Origin of the sequence: Streptomyces sp. NPDC053069 (assembly GCF_044546895.1) — a bacterium.
Taxonomy (GTDB): Bacteria; Actinomycetota; Actinomycetes; order Streptomycetales; family Streptomycetaceae; genus Streptomyces.
Genome location: NZ_JBITZN010000004.1, coordinates 373,621 through 398,489, shown reverse-complemented (window position 1 = coordinate 398,489; position 24,869 = coordinate 373,621). Strand labels below are relative to the sequence as shown.

The 24,869-nt window shown below is 69.8% G+C and carries 25 protein-coding genes and 1 riboswitch; of the genes, 14 read left to right on the top strand and 11 right to left on the bottom strand.

Annotation, left to right across the window (positions count from 1 at the left end):
• The first annotated feature begins 70 nt into the window (after positions 1 to 70).
• The gene (locus ACIGXP_RS11675) at positions 71 to 475 is read left to right on the top strand and encodes a cyclophilin-like fold protein (protein WP_399766914.1); all 405 of its coding nucleotides are present in this window, start codon (positions 71 to 73) and stop codon (positions 473 to 475) included.
• A gap of 13 nt (positions 476 to 488) precedes the next feature.
• Here the strand turns inward: ACIGXP_RS11675 and hisC are convergent, their stop codons facing one another.
• Positions 489 to 1,568, bottom strand: coding sequence for a histidinol-phosphate transaminase (gene hisC, locus ACIGXP_RS11670; RefSeq protein WP_399766911.1), 1,080 nt, complete (start codon positions 1,566 to 1,568; stop codon positions 489 to 491).
• Positions 1,569 to 1,997: 429 nt separating this feature from the next.
• Between hisC and ACIGXP_RS11665 the strand changes: the two genes are divergently transcribed.
• The 3 genes from ACIGXP_RS11665 (at position 1,998) to ACIGXP_RS11655 (ending at position 5,512) form a co-directional block, all read left to right on the top strand.
• Positions 1,998 to 3,110: a LacI family DNA-binding transcriptional regulator gene (locus ACIGXP_RS11665; RefSeq protein ID WP_363214085.1), complete on the top strand. Its 1,113-nt coding sequence runs from the start codon at positions 1,998 to 2,000 to the stop codon at positions 3,108 to 3,110.
• A 281-nt stretch (positions 3,111 to 3,391) separates the two neighbouring features.
• Positions 3,392 to 4,471 carry a metallophosphoesterase gene (locus tag ACIGXP_RS11660; RefSeq protein WP_399766908.1) on the top strand — a complete coding sequence of 360 codons (1,080 nt, stop codon included), beginning with the start codon at positions 3,392 to 3,394 and terminating at the stop codon, positions 4,469 to 4,471.
• A 180-nt stretch (positions 4,472 to 4,651) separates the two neighbouring features.
• On the top strand, positions 4,652 to 5,512 hold the full coding sequence (locus ACIGXP_RS11655; RefSeq protein WP_363214087.1) for a hypothetical protein: 861 nt from the start codon (positions 4,652 to 4,654) through the stop codon (positions 5,510 to 5,512).
• Positions 5,513 to 5,687: 175 nt separating this feature from the next.
• On the opposite strand, the gene thiC is transcribed toward ACIGXP_RS11655, so the two are convergent.
• Positions 5,688 to 7,472, bottom strand: a complete 1,785-nt coding sequence (gene thiC / locus ACIGXP_RS11650; RefSeq protein WP_399766904.1) for a phosphomethylpyrimidine synthase ThiC — start codon at positions 7,470 to 7,472, stop codon at positions 5,688 to 5,690.
• A riboswitch (TPP riboswitch) is annotated at positions 7,465 to 7,642 on the bottom strand. It overlaps the preceding gene by 8 nt.
• Before the next feature lie 81 nt (positions 7,643 to 7,723).
• On the opposite strand from thiC, the gene ACIGXP_RS11645 reads away from it, so the two are divergent.
• Positions 7,724 to 9,169: a YibE/F family protein gene (locus ACIGXP_RS11645; RefSeq protein ID WP_399767245.1), complete on the top strand. Its 1,446-nt coding sequence runs from the start codon at positions 7,724 to 7,726 to the stop codon at positions 9,167 to 9,169.
• A gap of 98 nt (positions 9,170 to 9,267) precedes the next feature.
• On the opposite strand, the gene ACIGXP_RS11640 is transcribed toward ACIGXP_RS11645, so the two are convergent.
• The 4 genes from ACIGXP_RS11640 to ACIGXP_RS11625 all read right to left on the bottom strand — a co-directional run bounded on the left by ACIGXP_RS11640 (position 9,268) and on the right by ACIGXP_RS11625 (position 11,621).
• A complete protein-coding gene (locus ACIGXP_RS11640; RefSeq protein WP_399767243.1) occupies positions 9,268 to 9,705 on the bottom strand; it encodes an SsgA family sporulation/cell division regulator in 438 nt (145 codons plus the stop codon).
• 99 nt (positions 9,706 to 9,804) lie between these two features.
• Positions 9,805 to 10,719, bottom strand: a complete 915-nt coding sequence (locus ACIGXP_RS11635) for an IclR family transcriptional regulator (RefSeq protein ID WP_399766901.1) — start codon at positions 10,717 to 10,719, stop codon at positions 9,805 to 9,807.
• 220 nt (positions 10,720 to 10,939) lie between these two features.
• On the bottom strand, positions 10,940 to 11,152 hold the full coding sequence (locus tag ACIGXP_RS11630; RefSeq protein ID WP_399766898.1) for a DUF5326 family protein: 213 nt from the start codon (positions 11,150 to 11,152) through the stop codon (positions 10,940 to 10,942).
• Between the two features lie 151 nt (positions 11,153 to 11,303).
• Entirely contained in the window at positions 11,304 to 11,621 is a 318-nt protein-coding gene (locus ACIGXP_RS11625; RefSeq protein ID WP_069779870.1) for a cupin domain-containing protein, read from the bottom strand.
• Positions 11,622 to 11,682: 61 nt separating this feature from the next.
• Between ACIGXP_RS11625 and ACIGXP_RS11620 the strand changes: the two genes are divergently transcribed.
• The 6 genes from ACIGXP_RS11620 (at position 11,683) to ACIGXP_RS11595 (ending at position 16,433) form a co-directional block, all read left to right on the top strand.
• Complete coding sequence (locus tag ACIGXP_RS11620) at positions 11,683 to 12,060, top strand: phage holin family protein (protein ID WP_363214091.1); 378 nt, start codon at positions 11,683 to 11,685, stop codon at positions 12,058 to 12,060.
• A 6-nt stretch (positions 12,061 to 12,066) separates the two neighbouring features.
• Positions 12,067 to 12,558 (top strand): low molecular weight protein-tyrosine-phosphatase, encoded by a 492-nt coding sequence (locus ACIGXP_RS11615; protein ID WP_399766895.1) that lies wholly within the window; start codon positions 12,067 to 12,069, stop codon positions 12,556 to 12,558.
• The gene (locus ACIGXP_RS11610) at positions 12,555 to 13,703 is read left to right on the top strand and encodes a cystathionine gamma-lyase (RefSeq protein WP_399766892.1); all 1,149 of its coding nucleotides are present in this window, start codon (positions 12,555 to 12,557) and stop codon (positions 13,701 to 13,703) included. The genes ACIGXP_RS11615 and ACIGXP_RS11610 overlap by 4 nt, the downstream gene beginning before the upstream one ends.
• A gap of 215 nt (positions 13,704 to 13,918) precedes the next feature.
• Entirely contained in the window at positions 13,919 to 14,824 is a 906-nt protein-coding gene (locus ACIGXP_RS11605; protein WP_363214095.1) for a LysR family transcriptional regulator, read from the top strand.
• 88 nt (positions 14,825 to 14,912) lie between these two features.
• Entirely contained in the window at positions 14,913 to 15,395 is a 483-nt protein-coding gene (locus ACIGXP_RS11600) for an NUDIX domain-containing protein (RefSeq protein WP_023548662.1), read from the top strand.
• Between the two features lie 171 nt (positions 15,396 to 15,566).
• Entirely contained in the window at positions 15,567 to 16,433 is an 867-nt protein-coding gene (locus ACIGXP_RS11595) for a GNAT family N-acetyltransferase (RefSeq protein WP_399766887.1), read from the top strand.
• Between the two features lie 73 nt (positions 16,434 to 16,506).
• Here ACIGXP_RS11595 and ACIGXP_RS11590 read toward each other — a convergent pair whose 3' ends face one another.
• Together ACIGXP_RS11590 and ACIGXP_RS11585 are read right to left on the bottom strand one after the other, a co-directional pair.
• A complete protein-coding gene (locus tag ACIGXP_RS11590) occupies positions 16,507 to 16,926 on the bottom strand; it encodes a heme-binding protein (protein ID WP_363214097.1) in 420 nt (139 codons plus the stop codon).
• A 111-nt stretch (positions 16,927 to 17,037) separates the two neighbouring features.
• The gene (locus ACIGXP_RS11585; RefSeq protein ID WP_399766884.1) at positions 17,038 to 18,246 is read right to left on the bottom strand and encodes an MFS transporter; all 1,209 of its coding nucleotides are present in this window, start codon (positions 18,244 to 18,246) and stop codon (positions 17,038 to 17,040) included.
• A 142-nt stretch (positions 18,247 to 18,388) separates the two neighbouring features.
• Between ACIGXP_RS11585 and ACIGXP_RS11580 the strand changes: the two genes are divergently transcribed.
• Positions 18,389 to 18,847 carry a MarR family transcriptional regulator gene (locus ACIGXP_RS11580; RefSeq protein ID WP_363214099.1) on the top strand — a complete coding sequence of 153 codons (459 nt, stop codon included), beginning with the start codon at positions 18,389 to 18,391 and terminating at the stop codon, positions 18,845 to 18,847.
• Positions 18,848 to 18,911: 64 nt separating this feature from the next.
• On the opposite strand, the gene ACIGXP_RS11575 is transcribed toward ACIGXP_RS11580, so the two are convergent.
• Positions 18,912 to 20,297 (bottom strand): serine hydrolase domain-containing protein, encoded by a 1,386-nt coding sequence (locus ACIGXP_RS11575; RefSeq protein WP_399766879.1) that lies wholly within the window; start codon positions 20,295 to 20,297, stop codon positions 18,912 to 18,914.
• A 181-nt stretch (positions 20,298 to 20,478) separates the two neighbouring features.
• Here ACIGXP_RS11575 and ACIGXP_RS11570 point away from each other — a divergent pair, with 181 nt between their 5' ends.
• Positions 20,479 to 21,204: a dienelactone hydrolase family protein gene (locus ACIGXP_RS11570; RefSeq protein WP_399766876.1), complete on the top strand. Its 726-nt coding sequence runs from the start codon at positions 20,479 to 20,481 to the stop codon at positions 21,202 to 21,204.
• Positions 21,205 to 21,243: 39 nt separating this feature from the next.
• Here the strand turns inward: ACIGXP_RS11570 and ACIGXP_RS11565 are convergent, their stop codons facing one another.
• Positions 21,244 to 21,924 (bottom strand): TetR/AcrR family transcriptional regulator, encoded by a 681-nt coding sequence (locus ACIGXP_RS11565; protein WP_399766873.1) that lies wholly within the window; start codon positions 21,922 to 21,924, stop codon positions 21,244 to 21,246.
• 80 nt (positions 21,925 to 22,004) lie between these two features.
• Here ACIGXP_RS11565 and ACIGXP_RS11560 point away from each other — a divergent pair, with 80 nt between their 5' ends.
• A complete protein-coding gene (locus ACIGXP_RS11560) occupies positions 22,005 to 23,120 on the top strand; it encodes an FAD-dependent oxidoreductase (protein WP_399766870.1) in 1,116 nt (371 codons plus the stop codon).
• Between the two features lie 20 nt (positions 23,121 to 23,140).
• On the opposite strand, the gene dnaB is transcribed toward ACIGXP_RS11560, so the two are convergent.
• Positions 23,141 to 24,619, bottom strand: coding sequence for a replicative DNA helicase (dnaB, locus tag ACIGXP_RS11555; protein WP_363214105.1), 1,479 nt, complete (start codon positions 24,617 to 24,619; stop codon positions 23,141 to 23,143).
• Positions 24,620 to 24,869: the final 250 nt, after the last annotated feature.

The following is a 24,869-nucleotide window of genomic DNA, read 5'->3' as shown; positions in this document are numbered from 1 at the left end:
AGGGGGTCCCCCCTTCGCCTTCGCGTCAAGGCCTTGGCAGCGACTTCAACATCTTGTTGAATTGCGCGCCATGCAGATACGCATCTCCTGGCCCGCGGGAAACATCACCGCGACCCTCGACGCAGACACACCGACCGCGCAGGCCCTCACCAAGGCGCTGCCACTCACCTCCAGCGCCTGCACATGGGGCGAGGAGGTCTATTTCGACACAGGAGTCTCTGTTTCACGTGAAACGGACGCCCGGCAGGTTGTAGCGCCGGGCACGGTGGCCTTCTGGACGGACGGCGACGCGCTCGCCCTCCCCTACGGGCCCACACCGATCTCGCAAGGCTGGGGGTCCCCCCGAACGAAGTTCGAGGGAGAGTGCCGCCTCGCGAGTCCGTGCAATGTCCTCGGCAGCCTGGACGGGGACGCCGGCATCCTGGCGACCGTACGAGACGGCGACCCCATCCGTGTGGAACTGATCAACGAGTAGAGCCGAACTCGGACTACAGCTCCTTGCGGAACGCCTCCGCCGCCTTCACGAAGATGTCGTTCGCCTCGGTCTCTCCGACCGTCACCCGCACACCCTCGCCCGGGAACGGCCGGACGACCACGCCATGCTGCTCACAGGCCTGCGCGAACGCGACCGTACGCTCCCCCAGCCGCAGCCAGACGAAGTTCGCCTGCGTCTCCGGCACCGTCCAGCCCTGGGCGCGCAGTGCGTCGACCACGCGCTTGCGCTCGCACACAAGGGAGCCGACCCGGCCGAGCAACTCGTCCTCGGCCCGCAGTGAGGCGATCGCCGCTTCCTGGGCGAGCTGGCTGACCCCGAAGGGCACCGCCGTCTTGCGCAGCGCCGCCGCGACCGGCTCATGGGCGATCGCGAAACCGACGCGCAGCCCGGCGAGCCCGTAGGCCTTGGAGAAGGTACGCAGAACGCAGACGTTGGGCCGGTTCCGGTACAGCTCGACGCCGTCGGGCACCTCCGGGTCGCGGATGAACTCGCGGTACGCCTCGTCCAGCACCACCAGGACATCGCCGGGCACCCGGTCGAGGAACCGCTCCAGCTCGGCCCGCCGCACCACCGTGCCGGTCGGGTTGTTGGGGTTGCAGACGAAGATCAGATGCGTCCGGTCGGTGATCGCGTCCGCCATCGCGTCCAGGTCGTGCACATCACCGGGCGTGAGCGGCACCTGCACCGACCGGGCGCCGCTGATCTGCGTGATGATCGGGTACGCCTCGAACGACCGCCAGGCGTAGATCACCTCGTCACCGGGACCGCTGGTGGCCTGGACGAGCTGCTGGGCGACACCCACCGAGCCGGTGCCGGTGGCCAGGTGGGAGAGCGGGACGCCGAAGCGTTCGGACAGTTCCTCCATCAGCCCCGTGCACGCCATGTCCGGGTAGCGGTTGAAGTTGCAGGCGGCCGCCGTGACGCTCTCCATCACGCCGGGCAGCGGCGGATACGGGTTCTCGTTGGAGGACAGCTTGTAGGCGACCGGCCCGCCGGCCGCGGCGGGCTTGCCCGGCTTGTAGGTGGGGATACCCTCCAGCTCGGCGCGCAGCTTGGGGCTCGTCTCGCTCACCGCAGTCCTCCTCGCGATCACCGGCGGACCGTCGACGCCGCCGGCTTCCAATACTCCTCACCTTATGAGGATTCGGCTCCGGTGCGTACAGGTGCGGACCGGCAATACGCGAACGGCATCCGCTCCGGTGCCGTCGCGGGCATCACCGTACGAAGGCGTACGTTTCAGGGGGCGCGCCATACATATATCTATGCGCCGGTGGCTCGCGCCGTGGCGCGCATCCCCCGTGCAGGTGAGTTGAGACCTCTTCGAGACATCGGACCCTTGGCAGGCCCATGCGCGTTGACAAGACACGTCCTACCGCTGGATCGTTTAACTACCTTTGTTTCCAAGGCAGTTGTGCCTTAGCGACCATGCAGAAACGTGCCTGTCAACGCGTGCATATGCGTCCGCACTACCCCACCGTATGAGCCCTACTATCGGCTCGCCATGACAGCAGCAGGGAAGCACCAGGTGAGCCGCGCGGAAACCTCACGTCGAGGCAGTCGGCCGGGCCGGGCGGGCATCAGAGACGTGGCCGCCGCCGCCGGGGTCTCCATCACGACCGTCTCCGACGCTCTCAACGGCAAGGGCAGGCTCCCGGATGCCACCCGCCGCCATGTCCGCGAGGTCGCCGACCGACTGGGGTACCGCCCCTCGGCCGCCGCCCGCACCCTCCGTACCGGCAAGTCGGGTCTCATCGGCCTGACCGTGACGACATACGGGGATGAACCTTTCACCTTCACCGAATTCGCGTACTTCGCCGAGATGGCCCGGGCCGCCACCTCGGCCGCGCTCGCCCGCGGCTACGCCCTCGTGATCCTGCCCGCGACCTCGCGCCACGACGTGTGGTCCAACGTCGCCCTGGACGGCACGGTCGTCATCGACCCCTCCGACCAGGACCCGGTGGTCAGCGAGCTGGTCCGGCAGGGGCTGCCGGTCGTCTCCGACGGCCGCCCGGCCGGCTCGCTGCCGGTCACCGCCTGGGTCGACAACGACCACGAGGCCGCCGTCCTCGGCATCCTCGACCACCTCGCCGCCGCCGGCGCCCGCCGTATCGGCCTGCTCACCGGCACCACGACGGACACGTACACCCACCTGTCGACCACCGCGTACCTGCGCTGGTGCGAACGCGTCGGCCAGGACCCCGTCTACGAGGCCTACCCGGCGCACGACCCGTGCGCGGGCGCCGTCGCCGCCGACCGGCTGCTCGCCCGCCCCGACCGGCCCGACGCGGTCTACGGTCTGTTCGACCCCAACGGCACGGACCTGCTGGCCGCCGCCCGCCGCTACGGGCTCCGCGTGCCCGACGACCTGCTGCTCGTGTGCTGCAGCGAGTCCATGGTGTACGCCAGCACCGAGCCGCCCATCACCACGCTCTCCCTGAAACCCCGCCGCATCGGCACCGCGGTGGTCCAGCTCCTCATCGACGCCATCGAGGGTGTGGAGTCGAACCAGCCGGTCGAGCAGGTGATACCGACCGAGCTGATCGTGCGCACCTCCTCCCAGCGGCGCCCGCCGCGCACGACGGTCAGCCCGCCGCGGTCACCGGACGGGAAATAGCGCCGGAAAGCGGGGCGCTCACCCCGCACCGCCCTCTGCCGACGGAGGGGGCAGGGCGGGCCGGCGACCGGCGAGCCGGGTGTTCGGTCGGCGCGGAGTCGGCCGAACACCTGCCCAAACGGGGCGAAAGCCGCGGTGAACCGGAGTCTTGTTCCGATTCACCACCCCTGGGTCATCACACGGCGCGACGCGCATTCCTATGATGGGCCCACGACACCGCGGACCGCTGCGACCAGGCAGTCCGAAGCGGTGCAGCTGCGGCGCGATGGTGGAGGGGTCTGATGACTCAGGGGGCCGGTCAGGGACCCGAAGTGGAGCGGACGGCGACGCTGCGCGACTTCCGGGTACCTGCGTACGTCCACGAGACCGGTCCGTACGTCCACACCGCCCCTCCGGGCGACACCGTGCCGCCCGTCGACGAGGCGTACCCCGACGGCTACACACCCACCCAGCGCGACCTCCCCGTCATCAACCGGCCGCAGACGCTCCAGGTCCCCGTCGAACCGGCACCCTCGGCCCCGGCCCCGCAGCCCGCGACCGGGCCCGGACCCCTGTTCGTCGTCGGAGACGTCCACGGATACCTCGACGAACTGGTGACCGCCCTGCAGGAGCAGGGCCTGATCGACGCCTCGGGCCAGTGGTGCGCCGGCACCGCCCGGCTGTGGTTCCTCGGCGACTTCACCGACCGCGGGCCCGACGGCATCGGCGTCATCGACCTCGTGATGCGGCTGTCCGCCGAGGCCGCGGCGGCCGGCGGCTACTGCAAGGCCCTCATGGGCAACCACGAACTGCTGCTGCTCGGCGCCAAGCGGTTCGGGGACACCCCCGTCAACTCCGGTGCGGGGACCGCCACCTTCCAGGCGGCCTGGCTGCTCAACGGCGGCCAGAAGACCGACATGGACCGCCTCCAGGACCACCATCTGCAGTGGATGGCCCGCCTCGACGCCGTCGAGGAGGTCGACGGCTATCTGCTCGTGCACTCGGACACCACCGCCTACCTCGACTACGGCGACTCCATCGAGGCGGTCAACGACACCGTCCGCGAGACCCTCACCCGCAATGACGCGGACGAGTGCTGGGATCTGTTCCGCAAGTTCACCAAGCGCTTCTCCTTCCGCGACGAGGGCGGCGCCGACGCCGTGCGCTCCCTCCTCGATACGTACGGCGGCACTCGTATCGTTCATGGCCACAGCCCGATTCCCTACCTCCTCGGCGAGGTCGGCTCCGAGGACGGCGAGGAGGGCACCGGCCCGGTCGTGGAGGACCCGCACGTCTACGCCGACGGGCTCGCCATCGCGATGGACGGCGGGGTGACCATGGCCGGAAAGCTACTGGTCCGGCAACTCCCTCTGACTATCTGACCGTCCTGCGGGCAGGCGTCCCCAGGCAGAGCACACGCACGCCGGGGGCAATTTCCGGCAACCCCCTGTCACCGTGTGCCGTCGCGGCTCTACCATCGGCTTATCCGTAGCAGGCTCCCCTCCGTTTCTGCCCGACGGCTCGCCGGCGTGCGAGCCCCAAGCCCTACGGAGCATCGGGGGATGCACATGAACAGCGTTCCGCAGCACCTGCAGAGCGAGGACCGCCAGGAATTCGAGCGGCTCCTCAATGAGGCGCTGCGCTCCGCACCACACCGACCGGAACTGGCCGCTGTCGGACAGCGACTCAATCCCGAACAACTGCGCACCATGGCACTCAACGCCAGTGCCCTGATCACGGCCGCAGCAGCGGCCGAATACCAGCACTATGTGAAGGTCCGCCAGGAACTGCGCCACCCGGCCATGACCCCGTCGGCCGCCGGCGACTCGGCCGCCGCGGACCCGACTTCGGCCACGGCGGGGCTCGTCACCACCCTCGGCGAGGCCGCCGAGAGCACCGGTGCGGGCGCCATCGCGGTCATCGCCGTCCTGGCTCCCGTCCTCTCCGGAACCGCCGCGGCGATCTTCCTCCTCGTCGGCTACATCCTGAAGACGCTCAGCCCCGGACAGGCCTTCGCCCAGACCATGCTCACCGCCGGCTGGGTGTTCGGCGCGGTGACCGCGGCCTCGGCCCTCGTCGCCGCTGTCGGCCTGCTCCTCACCGCCCTGCGCAACGGCAGCTCGCCCCAGGCCCAGGCACTGGACGCGGCGCACCGGGAGCTGGACAGGGCCAGAGAGGCCTGGCGGGACGCCCTGCTGGAGCGAGGCATCGTGCCGTTCCTGCGTGAGGCACTCGCCGAACCCGGACCGGCCGCACTGCACCGCACGACGCCGCCCGCCCCGAGCGGCCGCATGCCCCGCCTCGGGTACGACCGCCCCGGCTTCAGCAGCCCCGACGACGGCACCGAGTCCGGCCGCCCGAGCTTCACCAGCCCGGACTACACGAGCCCGGACTTCGGCGGCCCGGAGCACCAGCCCGACTGACCCGCATCAGCACCCGAACAACCCGGCTTGCGCTCTCAAGCGGGGGCCCGGCCGGGCGGACGGAGCGGCCAACCGGTGTGGCCTCACCACCCGGTCAGCCGCACTCCCGCCGGCCCCCCGGCCGCACCGGACGCCTCAAGGGGCGACCCGGCGCGGCGAGTTGCTCCCACCTGTCTCAGTCGGCGATCGGCAGATACACCCTGTTGCCGCTCGCCGCGAACTCCTTCGACTTCTGGGCCATGCCCTCCTCGATCTCGGCGCGGTTGCCACCGTGTTCGCGGCGGATGTCCTGCGAGATCTTCATGCTGCAGAACTTCGGTCCGCACATGGAGCAGAAGTGGGCCGTCTTGGCGGGCTCGGCCGGCAGGGTCTCGTCGTGGAACTCCCGTGCCGTGTCCGGGTCCAGAGCGAGGTTGAACTGGTCCTCCCACCGGAACTCGAAGCGGGCGTCGGACAGCGCGTCGTCCCACTCCTGGGCTCCCGGGTGTCCCTTGGCGAGATCGGCCGCGTGCGCGGCGATCTTGTAGGTGATGACGCCGGTCTTGACGTCATCCCGGTTGGGCAGGCCCAGGTGCTCCTTGGGCGTTACGTAGCAGAGCATCGCCGTGCCCCACCAGGCGATCATCGCAGCGCCGATGCCGGAGGTGATGTGGTCGTACGCCGGCGCGATGTCCGTGGTCAGCGGGCCGAGCGTATAGAACGGAGCTTCATCGCAGATCTCCTGCTGAAGGTCGATGTTCTCCTTGATCTTGTGCATCGGGACGTGTCCCGGGCCCTCGATCATCGTCTGTACGTTGAAACGCCTGGCGATCCGGTTGAGTTCCCCGAGGGTTCGCAATTCCGCGAACTGTGCCTCGTCGTTGGCGTCCGCGATCGAGCCCGGCCGCAGACCGTCGCCCAGCGAGTACGTGACGTCGTAGGCGGCGAGGATCTCGCACAGCTCCTCGAAGTTCTCGTACAGGAACGACTCCTTGTGGTGTGCCAGGCACCACGCGGCCATGATCGAGCCGCCGCGCGAGACGATGCCCGTCTTGCGGTTGGCGGTGAGCGGGACGTACGGCAGCCGCACGCCCGCGTGGACCGTCATGTAGTCCACGCCCTGCTCGGCCTGCTCGATGACGGTGTCCTTGTAGATCTCCCAGGTCAGTTCCTCGGCCCTGCCGTCAACCTTCTCCAGCGCCTGGTAGAGCGGCACCGTGCCGATGGGGACGGGGGAGTTGCGCAGCACCCACTCACGCGTCGTGTGGATGTTGCGGCCGGTGGAGAGGTCCATGACCGTGTCGGCGCCCCAGCGGGTCGCCCAGGTCATCTTCTCCACCTCCTCCTCGATGGAGGAGGTCACCGCGGAGTTGCCGATGTTGGCGTTGACCTTCACCAGGAACCGCTTGCCGATGATCATCGGCTCGATCTCCGGGTGGTTGACGTTGGCCGGCAGTACCGCCCGGCCTGCCGCGAGCTCCTCGCGGACCACCTCGGGAGAAACGTTCTCCCGGATGGCCACGTACTCCATCTCCGGGGTGATCTCGCCCCGACGGGCGTACGCGAGCTGCGTCACGGCCTCTCCGCTGCGGCCCCGGCGCGGCTGACGCGGCCGTCCGGGGAAGACCGCGTCCAGATTGCGCAGCCCGCCACGCGGCGACGTGTGCTTGATGCCGTCGTCCTCGGGACGGACGGGACGGCCCGCGTACTCCTCGGTGTCGCCGCGGGCGATGATCCAGTTCTCCCGCAACGGCGGCAGGCCCCTGCGGACATCGGTATCAACGAGTGGATCGGTGTACGGGCCCGACGTGTCGTACAGCGTGACCGACTGCCCGTTGGTGAGGTGCACCTGGCGGACCGGCACGCGCAGGTCGGGGCGCGAGCCCTCGACGTACGCCTTGTGCCAGCCGATGGACTTCCCGGCCTCCTGGGACTTCTCGTCCTGAACGGAGGCAGGCGTGCGTGCGTCCTTGTTGGTCATGAGACCTACTCCCTACGCCGGCATTACCCGGTAACAGGTTCGGCGGTCGACGCAGCGGTTTCCGTCTGCCGACGTTTCCTGCGGAACATCGCCTGTTCCACGTGAAACATCGCGTGTACGGAGGTCAGCGCCCTCTCAGCCCGGTGCTCCGAGCTCCCGCGTGTGCAAAGGTGCCTCCACGCTAGCGTCATATGTGGCGCGGTGAACAGTGGGCCCCCCGCCGTTCTTGCAATGATCGGGCGGTGACCAGGATGGAGCAGTACCCCTATCAGCCGCACGAGCCGCACCATCGAGAGGGCTCGGGGCAGGCAGCCGGCTTCGGCGGGAGCGGCGGCGACCAGGGTCCCGAGCGGGGATCCGGTGGGGACGACGGCCGCGGTCACGGCCGCGGGCACAGTCACGCGCACGGCCACAGCCACAGCCACAGCCACGGTCCCGCGGCCCCGGTCTCCCAGCACCTGCGCAAGGTCATCGCCGCGATCCTGGTCCCGTTCACCGCGGCGGTCGTCGTCGGGCTGCTGGTGCTCTGGCCCGGGGGAGCCCCGGCCCACAAGCGCACCGGCGTCGGCTTCGACCGGGAGACACAGCAGGCCACGGTCACCAGGGTCGTCGAGGTGAGCTGCCGGTCGGTGAACGCCTCCGGTGACACCCCGACCGGCGACACCTCCACCGCCGAGGGCGCCTCGGCGCAACAGGAAGCGAAGGGACGCTGCAAGAAGGCGACCGTCCGGGTCGACACCGGCAAGGACAAGGGCCGTACGTTCACCGAGATCGTGCAGCCGGACCAGACCCGGCAGTTGCACCAGGGCGAGAAGGTCGTGGTCGCCTACGAGCCTTCGGCACCGAAGGACCTGCAGTACTCGGTGGCGGATGTGAACCGCAAGTTCCCCATGACACTGCTCGCGGGGATCTTCGCGCTCGCCGTGGTGGTGGTCGGCAGGCTCCGCGGCGTCATGGCGCTCATCGCACTGGCGGTGAGCTTCCTGGTGCTGACCCTGTTCATCCTGCCCGCGATCCTCCAGGGTTCGAACCCGCTGCTCGTGGCAGTGGTCGGATCGAGCGCCATCATGCTGATCGCCCTGTACATGTGCCACGGCCTGTCGGCGCGGACGTCGGTGGCGGTGCTCGGCACGCTGATCTCCCTGTCGCTGATCGGTGCACTCGGGTCCCTCTTCATCGGCTGGGCCGCCCTGACCGGCAACACGGACGACAACACCGGCCTGATCCATGGCCTGTATCCGTCGATCGACATGAGCGGCCTGCTGCTGGCCGGCGTCATCATCGGCTCGCTCGGTGTCCTGGACGACGTGACCGTGACCCAGACGTCAGCCGTCTGGGAGCTGCACGAGGCCAATCCGTCAATGGGCTGGCGCGGGCTGTACCGGGCCGGCATCCGTATCGGCCGCGACCACATCGCCTCCGTGGTCAACACCCTTGTCCTCGCCTATGCCGGTGCCGCGCTGCCGTTGCTGCTGCTGTTCTCGATCGCGCAGAGCAGTGTCGGGACCGTGGCCAACAGCGAACTGGTGGCCGAGGAGATCGTGCGCACGCTGGTGGGCTCGATCGGTCTCGTCGCCTCGGTCCCGGTCACCACCGCGCTCGCCGCCCTGGTGGTCTCGGCCGACCGCGCCAGCGGGGACGCCCCGGCGCTGCCCGTGACCGCACGCGGTGGCCGCGGCCGGCGCCGGAAGCGGTGAGCCCGAGCTGAACGGTCCGGGACAGGGCGCCACGCAGAAGCGTTACTTCATGCGTCCACGCGGCATGGTGGAGCGCTCGGCGACCCTGCCGTAACGCTTCAGCCCGCGCTCTGCTCCTCGGCCAGAATGCGGTCCAGTGCCTCCTCCAGATGGGCGTCGAAGTCGGCCAGGGCGCCCTCCTGGCCCAGCGGCACGAGCTTGTCCGTACGGTCCAGGAAGGCCACCAGTGGAGGCGCGGAGGACCGGAACAGCGCCTGGTCGCAACCGACCTGAAGCCTGATCAGCACCTCGCCCAGCACATCGGTACTGACCGGAGCAATGTGCACGTCCCCTTCCCCGCACGGCCGGCCGACGCCGTCGATCAGCAGCTCACGGCCGAACGCCCACGTCACCGGGGCGTCACCGGGCAGATGAAAGGTGAGCCGCACGGCATAGGGATCACTGGTCTCGTAGCGCAACTCCACCGGGATACGGAAGGAGAGTTCCTCCGACACGAGAAAGCTCATCATGACCTCTGCCTGTACGGACTCGCGCATCGTCCATCCCGTCATATGACATCACTGGCCGGGTTTGATCCCCTGTAGCCGTGGTCAAATCTTGCTGAACGTACACGGGAGATCACAAGGAGTAAGTTTTCAGATACTGATAGAGAGGGTGAGTGTCCCCAGATGCCGCCCGATCTCCGTCTGCAGCCGACGGGCGGCGGGCAGCAGCCGGTCGGCCTGGTCGGCCGGCAGCGACATGGCCATCGTGGCCACGGTCGTGCCGACCGTGATCGGCACCGCCGCGCAGACCGTCCCCAGCACGTACTCCTGACGCTCCACCACCGGCTCCATGCGCGGCATCCGGGCCAGCCGCCGCAACAGGGCATCGTTGTCGCGCACGGTGTACGGCGTGAGGGACTGGACGGGGTAGCGGGCGAGGTGGTCGCGGCGGGCGTCCTCGTCCAGTTGGGAGAGCAGACACTGCCCGATGGCGTGCGCGTGGCCGGTCTCGCGGAAGTCGGCCCACTCTTCGACCGCCGGCGCCTCGGGGGAGTCGGAGACGCACATGACCTCGATCTCGCCGTCCCGGTACATCGCGTAGTACACCGGCACCCCGATGGCATCGCGCCAGTGTGCGAGCGTGTCGGCCACCGCGCTGCGACGTTTCTGCTGCGCTCCGCTGCTGCCCAGCCGCTCAGCCGCCTCGCCGAGGAAGAACAGCCCTCTCTCGCGGCGCAGATAGCCCTCGTGCACCAGGGTGCGCAGCAAGTGGTACGTCGTCGGCAGGGCCAGGCCCGTCTCCCGGGCGAGTTGCTTGGCGGGGGCGCCGTATCCGTGTGTGGCCACGGTCTCCAGCAGACGCATGGCGCGCTGGACGGACCCGATGAGCGTCGCGGCGGCCGGTGGTGCGGAGGTGTCGGCGGGATGCGGCGGCCCTGAGGCGCCGGTGCGGTGCGGCGGGGCCGAGGCGCCGCTGGGATGCGGTTGTTCGGGGACCGCGACGGTCGGCGGCCGCTGGGCGGGGGGTGCGGGGGGCTCTGCCGGTGTGGTGTCAACCGTGGCCAAGGAGTTACTCCCGGAGCGCGAGGGGCAGCCCGTGCGGAGGAGGAGCACGGAGGGGATCTGCGCCGCCCGCGGGGCCGGTCCCCGCGGGAGTTCCGGACTCTAACCGTCGGCCCCCGACCACAGACGGCCTCCCGGGGAAACTTCCCTCCCCCGAGGGAAACCGGTGATCACCTTGCCGGCAACCGGTGATCCCGTGAGCGGTCACCAGTTACCGCGGCCGTCACCAGTCGCTGCGTGACGAGGAGCCCGCCATGAACTTGCGCACGAGGTAGATGAGTCCGCCGACCAAGGCCACGAAGACCAGGGCCTTGAACAGCAGGTCGATCACGAACCCGACCACGGTCGCTATCAGGCCGCCGAACACGAGCAGGGCGATGACCGGCACCGCGACCCACTTCACCCACCACGGCAGTCCCGCGAAGATCTCTCGCATCGCCCTCGTCCTTTGCGTTCTCGTACGTCTGTGTTGTCGGTACAGCGTTGGCGTTCTGCACTCGATGCTAGGTCCGCCAAGGGGCCCCGCGGGGGCCTCGCGTCCCTTGTCCTCCCCTGACCCGTCCCCTAGGGAACCCCGAGGTGCGGACTCACGCCTCAGGCGGAGAGAAGACGACGAGAACCCTCAGGTCCTCGCTGATGTGGTGGAACTTGTGGGCAACGCCGGCCGGCACGTAGACCACGCTGCCCCGCGCCACTTCGGTCGTCTCCAGGCCCACTGTGATCGACGCCCGGCCGCTCACGACGAAGTACACCTCGTCCTGGTTGTGCGGCTTCTGCGGGTCGTGCTCGCCCGCGTTGAGGGCGTACAGGCCGACGGACATGTTCCGCTCGCGCAGGAACTGAAGGTAGGCCCCCTCGTTGGCGGTGCGCTCCGCCTCCAGTTCGTCCAGCCGGAATGCCTTCATCGCCGTTGTCCGCCCTTTGCCACTCTGCTCGTCGTCGGTCCGGTCTGCCACGATCAGACACATGAAGAATTTCGTAGTCAAGACGATCGCCAACGCGGGCGCCCTGGCGGTCGCCGTGTGGCTGTTGGACAAGATCACTCTTACGGGTGACAGCACGGCCAGGAAGGCCGGCACGCTGGTGGTCGTCGCGTTGATCTTCGGCCTGGTGAACTGGCTGGTCAAGCCGATCGTGAAGGTGCTGACCTTCCCGTTGTTCATCCTGACCCTGGGCCTGATCACCCTGGTCGTGAACGCGTTGATGCTGCTGTTGACCTCCTGGGTGTGCGGCAAGCTCGATCTGAGCTTCCACGTGGAAGGCTTCTGGACGGCCGTGGTCGGCGGCCTGATCATCTCGGTCGTCTCCTGGGCCCTGCACATGGTCCTGCCCGATGAGGACTGAGCGGGCATGACCTACCGCGTCTGCTTCGTGTGCACCGGCAACATCTGCCGCTCCCCCATGGCCGCGTCCGTCTTCCGCGCGCGGGTGGCGGAGTCCGGCCTCGAGGACCGGGTGGAAGCCGACAGCGCCGGCACCGGCGGCTGGCACGAGGGCGAACCCGCCGACCCCAGAACCGTCTCGGTCCTCGAAGAGCACGGCTACGGCAGCGACCATGTCGCCCGCCAGTTCCAGCCGTCGTGGTTCTCCCGCCTCGACCTCGTGATCGCCCTCGACACCGGCCACCTCAAGGCCCTGCGCCGCCTCGCGCGCACGGAGGAGGAGGCGAACAAGGTCCGCCTCCTGCGCTCCTACGACCCCGCTGCGCGTGACGACCTCGATGTGCCGGATCCGTACTACGGACACCGGAACGGCTTCGAGGAGTGTCTTGAGATGGTGGAGAGGGCGAGCACCGGCCTGCTCGCCGCCGTACGCGAGCAGCTGGAAGGACGGGCCGCATGAGCGACACCGCCAAGCACGAGGGCCGTAGCGGCGACGGCACGCGCGCGGTGCGCGCCGGACTGCCCGAGCCGGTCAAGCACGAGCCGACCCTGCCGGGACCGGTGTTCGCCGCGCACTTCCACCTGCCCGGGGAAGTGACGGGTCCGTACGCGTACGGCCGGGACGACAACCCGACCTGGACGCTGCTGGAGCGTGCCATCGGCGAACTGGAGGCACCCGGCCGGGACGACGTCGAGACGCTGGTCTTCGCCTCCGGCATGGCGGCGACCTCGTCCGTGCTGTTCTCCCAGCTGCGCGCGGGGGACGCGGTCGTACTGCCCTCCGACGGCTACCAGGTGCTGCCGCTGGTCCGCACCCAGCTGGAGGCGTACGGCATCGAGGTGCGCACCGCACCCACCGGCGGCGACGCACAGCTGGAGGTTCTCGACGGAGCACGGCTGCTGTGGATCGAGTCCCCGGCGAACCCGGGGCTCGACGTGTGCGACATCCGGCGGCTGGTGGAGGCGGCCCACGCACAGGGCACCCTGGTGGCCGTCGACAACACCCTCGCCACCCCGCTCGGCCAGCGCCCGCTGGAGCTCGGTGCCGACTTCTCCGTGGCCAGCGGCACCAAGCAGCTCACCGGCCACGGCGACGTGCTGCTGGGCTACGTCACCGGTCGCGACGCCGAGGCGATGGCCGCCGTACGGCGCTGGCGCAAGATCGCCGGAGCGATCTCCGGGCCCATGGAGGCCTGGCTCGCGCACCGGTCCATCGCCACGCTCCAGCTGCGCGTCGACCGGCAGAACGCCACCGCCCTCGCGGTCGCCAAGGCCCTCAAGCAGCGGCCCGAGGTGTCGGACCTGCGCTATCCGGGGCTGCCCGACGACCCCTCGCACAAGATCGCCTCGGAGCAGATGCGCCGCTACGGCTGCGTGGTCTCCTTCACGCTGTCCACGCGCGCGCGTGCCGAGCGTTTTCTCCAGGCCCTGCGCCTCGTCGAGGACGCGACGAGCTTCGGCGGCGTACGTTCCACGGCCGAGCGCCGCCGCCGCTGGGGCGGGGACGCCGTCCCGGAGGGATTCATCCGCATGTCCGTGGGCGCCGAGGACCCCGAGGACCTGATCGCCGACCTGTTGCGCGCCCTGGACGAGTCCGCCGAGTGAGCCCGTCCCCTTCGCCCACTGAGGTCGCGGGACGGTCCGAGCCTCCCCCCTCGTGGCTCGGACCGCCATCGGTTCCGCGTGCGAAGAACCGCGCGCACAAGGCTAGTTGACTCTGTGTCAGTGTCCAATCACGCTAGCGACAGAGACCTATCGACTTATTTATAGTTGGGACCTGCCTGGGGCCGAAGGAGGGCAGGGATAGGGGAGGGCACGCCATGGATCTGGCCTTGTTGCGCACCTTCGTCACTGTGCACCGGGCTGGTTCCTTCACCCGCGCCGCCGCTCTGCTCGGCCTCTCCCAGCCCGCCGTCACCTCGCAGATCCGCACGTTGGAACGACAGGTGGGCCGACCGCTCTTCCTTCGTCAGGCGCGCGGGGTGACCCCGACGACCATCGGTGACGAACTCGCGCACAAGGCCGCGCCCCATCTCGACGCCCTGGTGGAGATAGCCGAGAGAGGGCTGGACGACGAGTCCTCGCTCAGGACCCTGCACCTCGCCGGCCCGCCCGAGTTCACCGCCGAACGCGCCCTGCCCGCCCTGACGGAGCTGACCGGCGACGACGGCCAGGGTTTCGCACTCCGCGCCTCCTTCGGCACGGCGGAGGAAACCCTGGAAGGACTGGCCTCCGGACACCATGATCTGGCCATCAGCACAGCCCGACCGCGCGGTGCCCTGCTCACCGCGACTCCGCTGTGCGACGAGGAACACGTCCTGGTCGCCGCCCCTCGCTGGGTCGAGCGGATCGATACGGAGGCGTTGCGTCTGAAGGGTGCACCCGCGCTGGAGAATCTGCCCGTCGTCGAGGTCCACGAGTCCCTGCCGCTCGTCTCCCGCTACTGGGCCTCCGTCTTCGACTCCCGCCCCGCCGCCTCGGGTACGGTCATCGTCCCTGATCTGCGGGCTGTGCTCGCCTGCACGACCTCGGGTGCCGGACTCGCGGTGCTGCCCCGCTACCTGTGCGCTGCGGCCCTCAGCGAGGGCACGGTCGCGGCCCTGCACGACCCGGCGGTGCCGCCGCTGCGCACCTACTTCCTGGTGGTGCGGACCGGGACCCTCGCCATGCCCCCTATAGCGCGAGCTCACGAGTGGCTTCTGCGGGCGGCCACGACCTGGTGCTGAGGCACTGCCGCACAGCGTCCACGGACGGCGGTCATGCGGTGACGCTTTGCGATGTTTCACGTAGAACCAGCCGGGCCACATTTCTCCCATGACCGTCCGACCCGTGGTCAAGCGCACCGCCCGTGCCGTTCTTCTGGACGGCGACGACCTGATCTTGATCAAGCGCACCAAGCCCGGTGTCGATCCCTACTGGGTCACTCCCGGTGGCGGGGTCGAGCCCGGAGATCCCACCGTCGTGGACGCCTTGCACCGGGAAGTGTCCGAGGAACTCGGCGCCAAGATCACCGATGTGGTCCCGTGCTTTGTGGACACTGTCGAGCACATCGGCGAGGACGGCGGCGCGACCGGCGTGAAGGTGCAGCACTTCTTCGTCTGCCGGCTGGAATCCATGGACCCGGCCCTGCGGCACGGCCCCGAAGTGGAGGAGCCGGCCGGTGAGTACGAGATCGTCCGCGTCCCCTTCACTCGCGTCGGCATCGCCTCCGTCCATCTGGTCCCCCTGTCGCTGCGCCACTACCTGGACGGCAACATCGAGGGCGTACGCGCCATGCACGCCCCCGACCTCGGTTGAGCAGCAAACAGGTCCTTGTCGGACAGGGCGTCCAACCGGCGGTCGGTGTTTCACGTGAAACACCGACCGCCGTCCACAGGCTGTGCATATGGCCACGGCATGACCAAAAGCACGTGTGTCTGCGTCGAAACGGGTGGACGCCGAGGGCGCCGGTCGGCCAGCCTGACCTGCGTGTCGACTCCTTCCCTCGCCGCTCTGCCCATCCGTCGTCTGACGCTTCGCGATCTCACCGCCTGCGCCGACTTGTCCGAGGACCGGGGGTGGCCACGCGAGGAACACAAGTGGGGGTTCCTTCTCGCGGCCGGAAAGGGCCTCGGCATCGACGATCCCCGGGGTGGTCTCGTCGCCGCGTGTGTCGTCACGGAGTACGGCTCGTGGGACCGCCCGGCTCTCGGCGCCATCGGCATGGTCCTGGTGGCCGAACGCCATGCCCGTCAGGGCGTCGGGCGCCGCCTGATGCGCCATGTCCTCTCGACCATGGGCCCCACCCCGCTCACCCTGCACGCCACGCCCAACGGCCGTCCCCTGTATGAGGAGCTGGGGTTCAAGGTGACGGGCCGGGCGGAGATGCTGATGGGCCACTTCGTGCCCGGCGGGCCGGAGACCGGCGTGCTCACCCGAGCGGCCACCGCCGAGGACCTTCCGGCGATCCTGCGCCTCGACGAGGAGGTCTTCGGCGCCGACCGCACCCCCCTGATCACCCGGCTGCCCGCCTTCGCCGACCAGTTGCGGGTAGCCGAGGAGAACGGCCGGATCATCGGCTACACGGCCGCGTGGCCCAATATGGACACCCACGTCGTCGGTCCGCTGATCGCCCGGGACACCGAGACCGCCCAGGCTCTCCTCACCTCGCTGGCGGCCCGTACGGACCGTCCGCTGCGCACCGACATCGATGTGCGCCATGAGGAGCTGCTGGCGTGGGCGAAGGCGCGGGGGCTGGCTTCCGTGGCCTTCAACGCGGTAATGACGTACGGCATCACGGACCTCCCGGGTGATTGGACCCGGCGGTTCGCGCCCCTGACCGTGGCCGCGGGCTGATCCCTCGTACGACGAGCGCCGGCCCCGCCGCGTCGTGCGGTGGAGCCGGCGCTGTCCGTCCGGGGCCGAGTGATCAGGCGAGCGCCCGCACCGCTGCGGTGGCGAAGCCGTGGTCCTGCTCCGGCGCACCGCCGCCGACACCGATCGCGCCGATCAGCCGGCCGTCCCGGTGGACGGGCACACCGCCCGCGATGAAGAGCAGGGGCCGGTCGAGGGCAGTGGGCAGCGTGTGGAACAGGCCGCCCGGCTGGACGGCGTCGACCAGGTCGGCGGTGGCGGCGTTCAGCTGGAGGGCGGTGTAGGCCTTGCGGGTGCTGGTCTCGCCGGAGATCAGCACGGCCCGGTCGTCCCGGCGGAAGGCGAGCAGATGGCCGCCGGCGTCCAGGACGGTCACGCTGACGGTGACCCCGGCGTTCTCGGCCGCGTTGCGGGCCGTGGCGACGAGCAGTTCGGCGTCCTCGATGGACAGCGGGGCGACGGCAGTGGTGCTCATGGAGGTTCTCTCCTCGGGTGTTGCTGAGATGGTTGCGTGCCGTACCGGGGGACGACCCCGGCACGGAGGCAGTGGGGTACGGGCGTTGAGGCGGGCCCGGATCCCAGGGGCTCAGTGGTGGACCGGCGTCTGCTGCCCAGCGGGCGTCCCGGAGGCGACCACGGTGCTGGGGGCACCGGCGCGCCGCTCCAGCGCCGACGAGAGCACGGCGAGGGCCAGGGCGGCCGCTGCGAGGGCGGCACCGACCCAGTTGGGGGACGTGTAGCCGAAGCCGGCCGCGATCACGATGCCGCCGAGCCAGGCGGACAGCGCATTGCCCAGGTTGAAGGCGCCGATGTTCACGGCCGACGCGAGCGTCGGGGCTCCGTGCGCCTGGTCGAGCACGCGCTTCTGCAGCGGCGGTACGGTCGCGAAGCCCAGGGCGCCGATCAGGGCGATCGTCACGGCCGCCGCGATCTTGTTGTGGGCGGTGAGCGTGAAGAGGCCCAGAACGAGGGCCAGGGCGCCCAGGGAGACGTACAGGATCGGCATCAGGGCGCGGTCGGCGAACCTTCCGCCGATGAGGTTGCCGCCGACCATGCCGAGGCCGAACAGGACCAGCAGCCAGGTGACCGAGCCGTCGGCGAAGCCGGCGACGTGCGTCATCATCGGCGCGATGTAGGTGATGGCCGCAAAGACGCCGCCGAAGCCGAGAACGGTCATCGCCATGGCGAGCAGGACCTGGGCGTTCTTGAAAGCGGCCAGTTCGTGCCGCAGGTGCACACCCTGGGGCCGCGGCACCTCCGGCACCAGCTTGGCGACGCCGGCGAGACCGATGACCCCGAGAGCGGCGACGACGCCGAAGGTGACGCGCCAGCCGGCGTGCTGGCCGATGAGCGTGCCCAGCGGAACACCCACGACATTGGCGACGGTCAGGCCGGTGAACATCATGGCGATGGCGCCGGCCTTCTTGTCGGGCGTCACCAGCTCGGCCGCCACGACCGAGCCGATGCCGAAGAAGGCACCGTGCGCGAGGGAGGCGACCACGCGTCCGAGCAGCATGATCGCGAAGGTGGGCGCCACGGCGGAGAGCAGGTTCCCGACGATGAACAGGCCCATCAGCAGCATGAGCATCCGCTTGCGCGCGACCTTGGTGCCGAGCACGGTCATCAGCGGGGCGCCGATGACCACGCCGAGCGCGTAGCCCGTCACCAGGAGGCCCGCCGTGGGGATGGAGACTCCGAAGTCGCCCGCGACCTGGGGCAGCAAGCCCGTGATCACAAACTCGGTCGTTCCGATTCCGAAGGCCCCGATCGCGAGGGCCACAAGCGCGAGAGGCATGGAGGGGTACACCTTCCCAGAAGATTGCAGGAGCGCTTTGCGTGCGTTCACAATAGTTGCAGACGCCGTTTAATTGCAAGCGCGCACTATTGCGGGCGTGCTCTACCCTGGATGCAGCCGCTCCGGGACGGAGGAAACGCCAATGACAGCGACGGACCCCGCGCTCACCGCCCTCGCACAGGGCTGGTGCGCTCTCTCTGCGCTGCACGGAAGGATCGAGGCGCACATCGAGCGCGCCCTGCAGGCGAAGCACGACCTGAGCGTGCGCGAGTACTCCCTGCTCGATGTGCTGAGCCGACAGCACGACGGCGAGGGCGGCCATCTGCAGATGAAGCAGGTCGCCGACGCCGTCGTCCTCAGCCAGAGCGCCACCACCCGCCTGGTGACCCGACTGGAGGACCGAGGCCTGCTGGAGCGCTACCTCTGCCCCACCGACCGGCGCGGTATCTACACCAACGTCACCGAGACGGGTCTGCGGCTGCTGGAGGAGGCGCGGCCGACCAATGACTCCGCCCTGCGTGAGGCTCTGGACGAGGCCTCCCGGAACCCTGAACTGGCCCCGCTCGTCCGGGTCGTGGAGTCCCTGAACGTACCGGCATGAGGTGCGCGCACGGGAGATCTTCCCTGCTCATCGAATGAGCGATCGGCACCCCGCCGCTCAGGAGCTAGCGGACACCGCGCCACCCCTCGGGGTCCACTCCGCCGGGGATCGGCGCCTCAGCGTCGTACGGCTGCCGCGTGAACACGAAGGAGCCGAGGTCGAGGTGGCTCACGGCCCCGTCCGGACGTCGTACGGGCCGCAGCAGCTCTCCGGCGAAGTAACCCTCCAGGCCCGTCCAGCTGCCGTCACCGTTCGAGCGGAAGCGGGCGCGCCGGCCGCTGCCGGTCAGGGGGCCGAGTGCGAGCAGACCGTCGGCAGTCACCCGCAGGCCGAAGGCGTTGGTCCCCCAGTACCACTGCCCCGCCAGCTCCAGGACCGCCGGGTCGACCTCACGCAGCGGCCGCCAGGGCTCCGGGATCCGCGGCTCCGCCTCGGCGACGATCCGGACGAGGTCCGCACCGACCGCTCCGAGTAGCGGTCCGCTCGTGCAGTTGGCGAGCACCACTGCCGCCACGTCGTCCTCCACGGCGATGGTGAGGTTCGCCAGGAAACCCGGCAGTGAACCGGAGTGCCCGACCAGAAGCCGGCCGTCGCGGCGCTGGATCTGCAGACCGAGGCCGTAGGTGGCCCCGTCCAGCAGGTCCGCGGCCTCGGCGGGCGCCGCGGGCGTACGCATCTCCCGCACCGACTCCGCACTCAGTACCCGGTCGTCCCCCACGGCCAGAAACGCGGCGAACCGCGCCAGGTCCCCCGTGGTCGACCACAGCTGACCGGCCGGCGCCATCCTGCCCAGGTCCTCCAGCGGCTCCGGCAGCATGGCGTCCGCCCACGGATGCACGGCCCATCCGCCGGCGTGCGGAGCCTCGGGCTGCATGCTCGTGCGGTGCAGACCGAGCGGCTCGAGGATCTCGCTGCGCAGCACCTCCTCCCAGGAAGCGCCACGCACCTCCTCCACCAGCGCGCCGAGCAGCGTGTAGCCGGGGTTGGAGTAGTGGTGCCGCCGCCCGACGGGGTGCAGCAGGGGCTGCTCGCCGAGCACATCGGCCAGTTCCGGGCGAAGGGTGCCCGGGGTCCGCTCCCACCAGGGGGCGGGCGACTCGGCCGCCAGTCCCGCGGTGTGCGCGAGCAGGTCCGCGATCGTCGCCTCGCCCGCGCCGGTACCCGGCAGATGCTTCTCCAGGAGATCACCGAGGTCGAGCAGGCCCTCGTCGCGCAGCCGCATCACCAGGACGGCTGTGAAGGTCTTGGTGATGGATCCGATCCGGTACTGCACGTTCTCGTCCGGGCCGTGGCCGTCCACCGAGGTGCGCGCCCCGTGCCACACGGCCCGCCCGCCCCGCACGACAGCCGCGACCAGCGACGGCGACCGCCCTTCGGCCTGTGCGACGGCGATCCGGTGCAGCAGGGCTCGTCGGGTCGTGGGCAGCAGATCTTCGTGGGGTGTCGTCATGGGCCCAGTCCACCGGGTGAAGCAGCGGCCGTCGAGTTGTTTCGCCGACGGCGTCCGCGGAGTACGACGCGCTCGGACAGGCTGGCCGCCCGAGCGTCCGCGATCACCGGGGCCGACGCGCTGTTCTGCCAACGGCGAAGACCGGCCCGGCCGGGCTCGACGATCACTACGGTCCAGGATCATGACGACGGTCACCACGCGCACGGTCACCTACCCGGCCGACGGCCTGACGATGGTCGGGCATCTCGCGCTCCCCGCCGGAGCCGACCGCCGGCCCGCAGTCCTGATCGGGCCCGAGGGCATGGGTCTCAGCGACGTCGAGCGCCGCCGTGCCGATGCCCTAGCTGAGCTGGGATACGTGGCGCTGGCCTTCGACCTCCACGGCGGACGCTATCGGGGCGACCCCGCGGAGATGCTGGACCGTTGCATGCCGCTGCTCGCCGACCCCGGGCGGATGCGGGGTATCGGCCGTGCGGCACTCGATGTGCTGCGTGCCGAGCCGCGGACCGACCCCGACCGGATCGCCGCCATCGGCTACGGCACCGGGGGCGCGATCGTGCTGGAACTCGGCCGCGACGGCGTCGACCTGCGGGCGATCGGGACGGTCAACGCCCTGACCACGGGCCGACCGGGCGAAGCGGCGCGCATCCGCTGCCCCGTGTGGGCCGGTGTCGGATCGGAGGACCCGATCATGCCCGCCGGCCAACGGGACGCCTTCGCCGCCGAGATGCAGGCCGCGGGCGTCGACTGGCGCCTCGTGGTCTACGGCGGCGCCTTGCACGCCTTCCACCACCCGCCGGTCGACCACCCCGTGGTCCCCGGCGTCGGCCACCACCCACGGCACGCGCAACGAGCCTGGCGCGACATTGTCGGCCTGCTCGCCGAGTGCCTGCCCGTGAGGGAGTGAGCCGAGAAGCCACACGGTGTACAGGGCCCCGAACGCGCGTCACCTTGAGAAGCGGGCTTCGATGCCGTCGAGCAGGAAGTCGAGGCCGATCCGGAAGGTGTGGTCGGCGTCCAGGTGGGCGGCATCGCGCACCACCTTGGCCAACGCGGGGAATCGGCCGGTGGCGAAGGTTCGCACCAGATAGGGCCCGAGTGAGGCCTGCCAACGCTTCTCGTCCATCCCGGTGGCCCGCTCGGCACGCCGCTCGGCGATCTCCCTGCGCACGGCGCCGATCACATACGCGTTGACCGCGCCGACCACCGGCATGACAGCGTCCAGGTCCATGTCGCCCAGTGCGGCCACCACGGTCTCCCCGGTGGCCAGCGCGTGCGGCCCGAGCTGGGGTCGGCCGCCCAGCAGATCGGCGAGCCATTCGTGCTCGTGAGCGGCGTGCCGAGTGGCTTCGGCAAGCGACCGGAGCACCTCCCGCCAGCCGTCTCCGACCGGCCTGATCTCGGCGTAGGCGGCGTCGACCATCAGGTCGAGCAGCTCCTCCTTGCCGGCGATGTAGCCGTACAGCCGCATCGGGCGGACGTCCAGCGCGGTGGCGACCTTGCGCAGCGACACCGCTTCCAGGCCGTCCGCGTCGGCCAGCCGGATCGCCGCGCCCACGATTCGTTCCCGGCTCAGCGGGGCCGGCACCGGTCGATTCGGCGGCTCCGGCCTCTCCCACACCAACATGCGGCCAACAATACATCGCATCGGGACGATACAGTGTATCGATCAGTACGGCGTATCGGCGTATCGAAGGAGGATCAACCATGGCCATTGCCATCGTCGGAGCCGGCCTCGGCGGCCTGGCTCTCGCCCGTGTGCTGCACGTCAACGGCATGGATTCCGTCGTGTACGAACGTGAAGCGTCACGGAGTGCGCGCAGTCAGGGCGGCATGCTCGACATCCACTCCGGCCAGCGGGCGTTGCGCGAGGCCGGTCTGATCGACCAGTTCTACGCAATTGCCCGTGGCGAGGGCCAGGACATGCGGCTTCTCGAGCCGGACGGCACCCTGCTGCTGCAGGAGGACACGCCCGAGGGCGCCCCTCTTGAGCGCCCCGAGGTGGACCGTGCCGACCTGCGCAACCTGCTGCTGGACTCTCTCCCTGAACACACGGTGCGCTGGGGGCACGCGTTCGAATCCGCCGACAATGGCGTGCTGTACTTCGCCGACGGCAGCAGTGCGACGTACGACCTGCTGGTCGGCGCGGACGGCGCGAACTCCCGGGTCCGCGCACTGCTCACCGACGCCCGCCCGGCGCACATCGGCCAGAACGTCGTCGAGGTCGGCATTCCCGACATCGACCGCACGCACCCCGACCTCGCGGCCATGGTCGGGCGCGGCAACTACTGGGTGCTCGGCAACGGCATATCCCTCGGGGCGCAGCGCAACGGTGACGGCCGCGTGCGCATCGGCCTGAGCTTCTACAACACCGCCGAGGACTGGTTCGACACCAGCGGGATCCCGTTCGACGACCCGGCCGCCGCCCGGGCACGGCTGATCGACCTGCTCACCGGCTGGGACTCACGGTTCACCGCCCTGATCGCGGCCTGCGACGACACGATCGTGCCGCGGTCGCTCACCGCTCTCCCGGCCGGCCTGACCTGGCCGTCGACGCCGGACATCACGCTGCTCGGCGATGCCGCGCACCTGATGCCGCCGGTGGGACAGGGCGCCAACATGGCGCTGCTCGACGGCGCCCTGCTCGGCCTCGCCCTGGCCGCGCACCCGGACGACCTTCCCGCCGCCGTCGAAGAATACGAACGCGAGATGTTCGAGCGCACCAGCGCTGCCGCCCGGATGTCCGCGGACATGCAGGAATTGCTGACGTCGCCGGACGCTGCCCGGAAAATGCTCGCATTCTTCCAGCCCGACGGTCCCTGAGACCCCGCAGTGTTGGGCGATCAGGTCTGGGCCATGTCCACGAAGCGGGAGTAGTGACCCTGGAAGGCGACCGTGATGGTGGCGGTGGGGCCGTTTCGGTGCTTGGCCACGATCAGGTCGGCCTCGCCCGCGCGCGGGGACTCCTTCTCGTAGGCGTCCTCGCGGTGCAGCAGGATGACCATGTCGGCGTCCTGCTCGATGGAACCCGACTCACGCAGGTCGGAGACCATCGGCTTCTTGTCGGTGCGCTGCTCGGGACCACGGTTGAGCTGCGAGAGCGCGATGACCGGGATCTCCAGCTCCTTGGCGAGCAGCTTGAGGTTACGGGACATGTCCGAGACCTCCTGCTGACGGCTCTCGGCGCGCTTGGAGCCACCCGACTGCATCAGCTGGAGATAGTCGATGACGACCAGCTTCAGGTCGTTGCGCTGCTTGAGGCGCCGGCACTTGGCGCGGATCTCCATCATCGACAGGTTGGGCGAGTCGTCGATGTAGAGCGGTGCGGCCGAGACGTCCGGCATGCGGCGGGCGAGCCTGGTCCAGTCCTCGTCGGTCATCGTGCCGGACCGCATGTGGTGCAGGGCGACCCGGGCCTCGGCGGACAGCAGACGCATCGCGATCTCGTTGCGGCCCATTTCCAGCGAGAAGATGACGCTCGGCAGGTTGTGCTTGATCGAGGCGGCCCGCGCGAAGTCCAGCGCGAGCGTCGACTTACCCATGGCGGGACGGGCCGCGATGACGACCATCTGGCCCGGGTGCAGGCCGTTCGTCAGCGAATCGAAGTCGGTGAAGCCGGTCGGCACACCGGTCATCTCACCGCTGCGCGAGCCGATCGCCTCGATCTCGTCGAGCGCGCCTTCCATGATGTCGCCGAGCGGCAGATAGTCCTCGCTGGTGCGCTGCTCGGTGACGGCGTAGATCTCGGCCTGGGCACGGTTGACGATCTCGTCCACGTCGCCGTCGGCCGCGTAACCCATCTGCGTGATACGCGTGCCCGCCTCGACCAGGCGGCGCAGGACGGCACGCTCGTGGACGATCTCGGCGTAGTACTCGGCGTTCGCCGCCGTCGGCACGGTCTGGACGAGGCTGTGCAGATACGCGGCTCCGCCGACCTTGTTGATCTCGCCGCGCTTGGTGAGCTCGGCAGCGATGGTGATCGGGTCGGCCGGCTCGCCCTTGGCGTAGACGTCCAGGATCGCCTGGTAGATCGTCTCGTGCGCCGGCTTGTAGAAGTCGTGGCCCTTGAGGATCTCGACGACGTCGGCGATGGCGTCCTTCGACAGCAGCATGCCGCCCAGCACCGACTGTTCGGCGTCCAGGTCCTGCGGCGGCACCCGCTCGAAGGAGGAGCCCCCGCCGTCCCAGGAGGCGTTCTCCCGGCCCCGGTCGTGCTGTTCCTCACGGCTCCGGCCGCCGTCACCGCGTCGCCGGGAGGCCGGCAGACGATCACTGGGTCCGGCATCGGCCCACGGATCGTCCAAGGGCTCGGAAATGCTCACCGAGCCACCTCCTCCCCGTCCGCAGGGCGGACCTCGCCGTGTCCTCTTTTGTACGGCACGGCACTGACAAATGAGAGGCCCAACTCCGGTTCCTACACGTCGGGTTTGTGACGATTCCAGGGCTGAGGGAAGGACGCTCCCCAGGCCTGGGGAAGGAGCGGGCGCCGGACCACGGTAGGCCCGTCGGCACCGTCAGCCAATCTGGTTATCCACAGGCCATGTGGACGACAGCCCCGATGCTGTGGAGAAC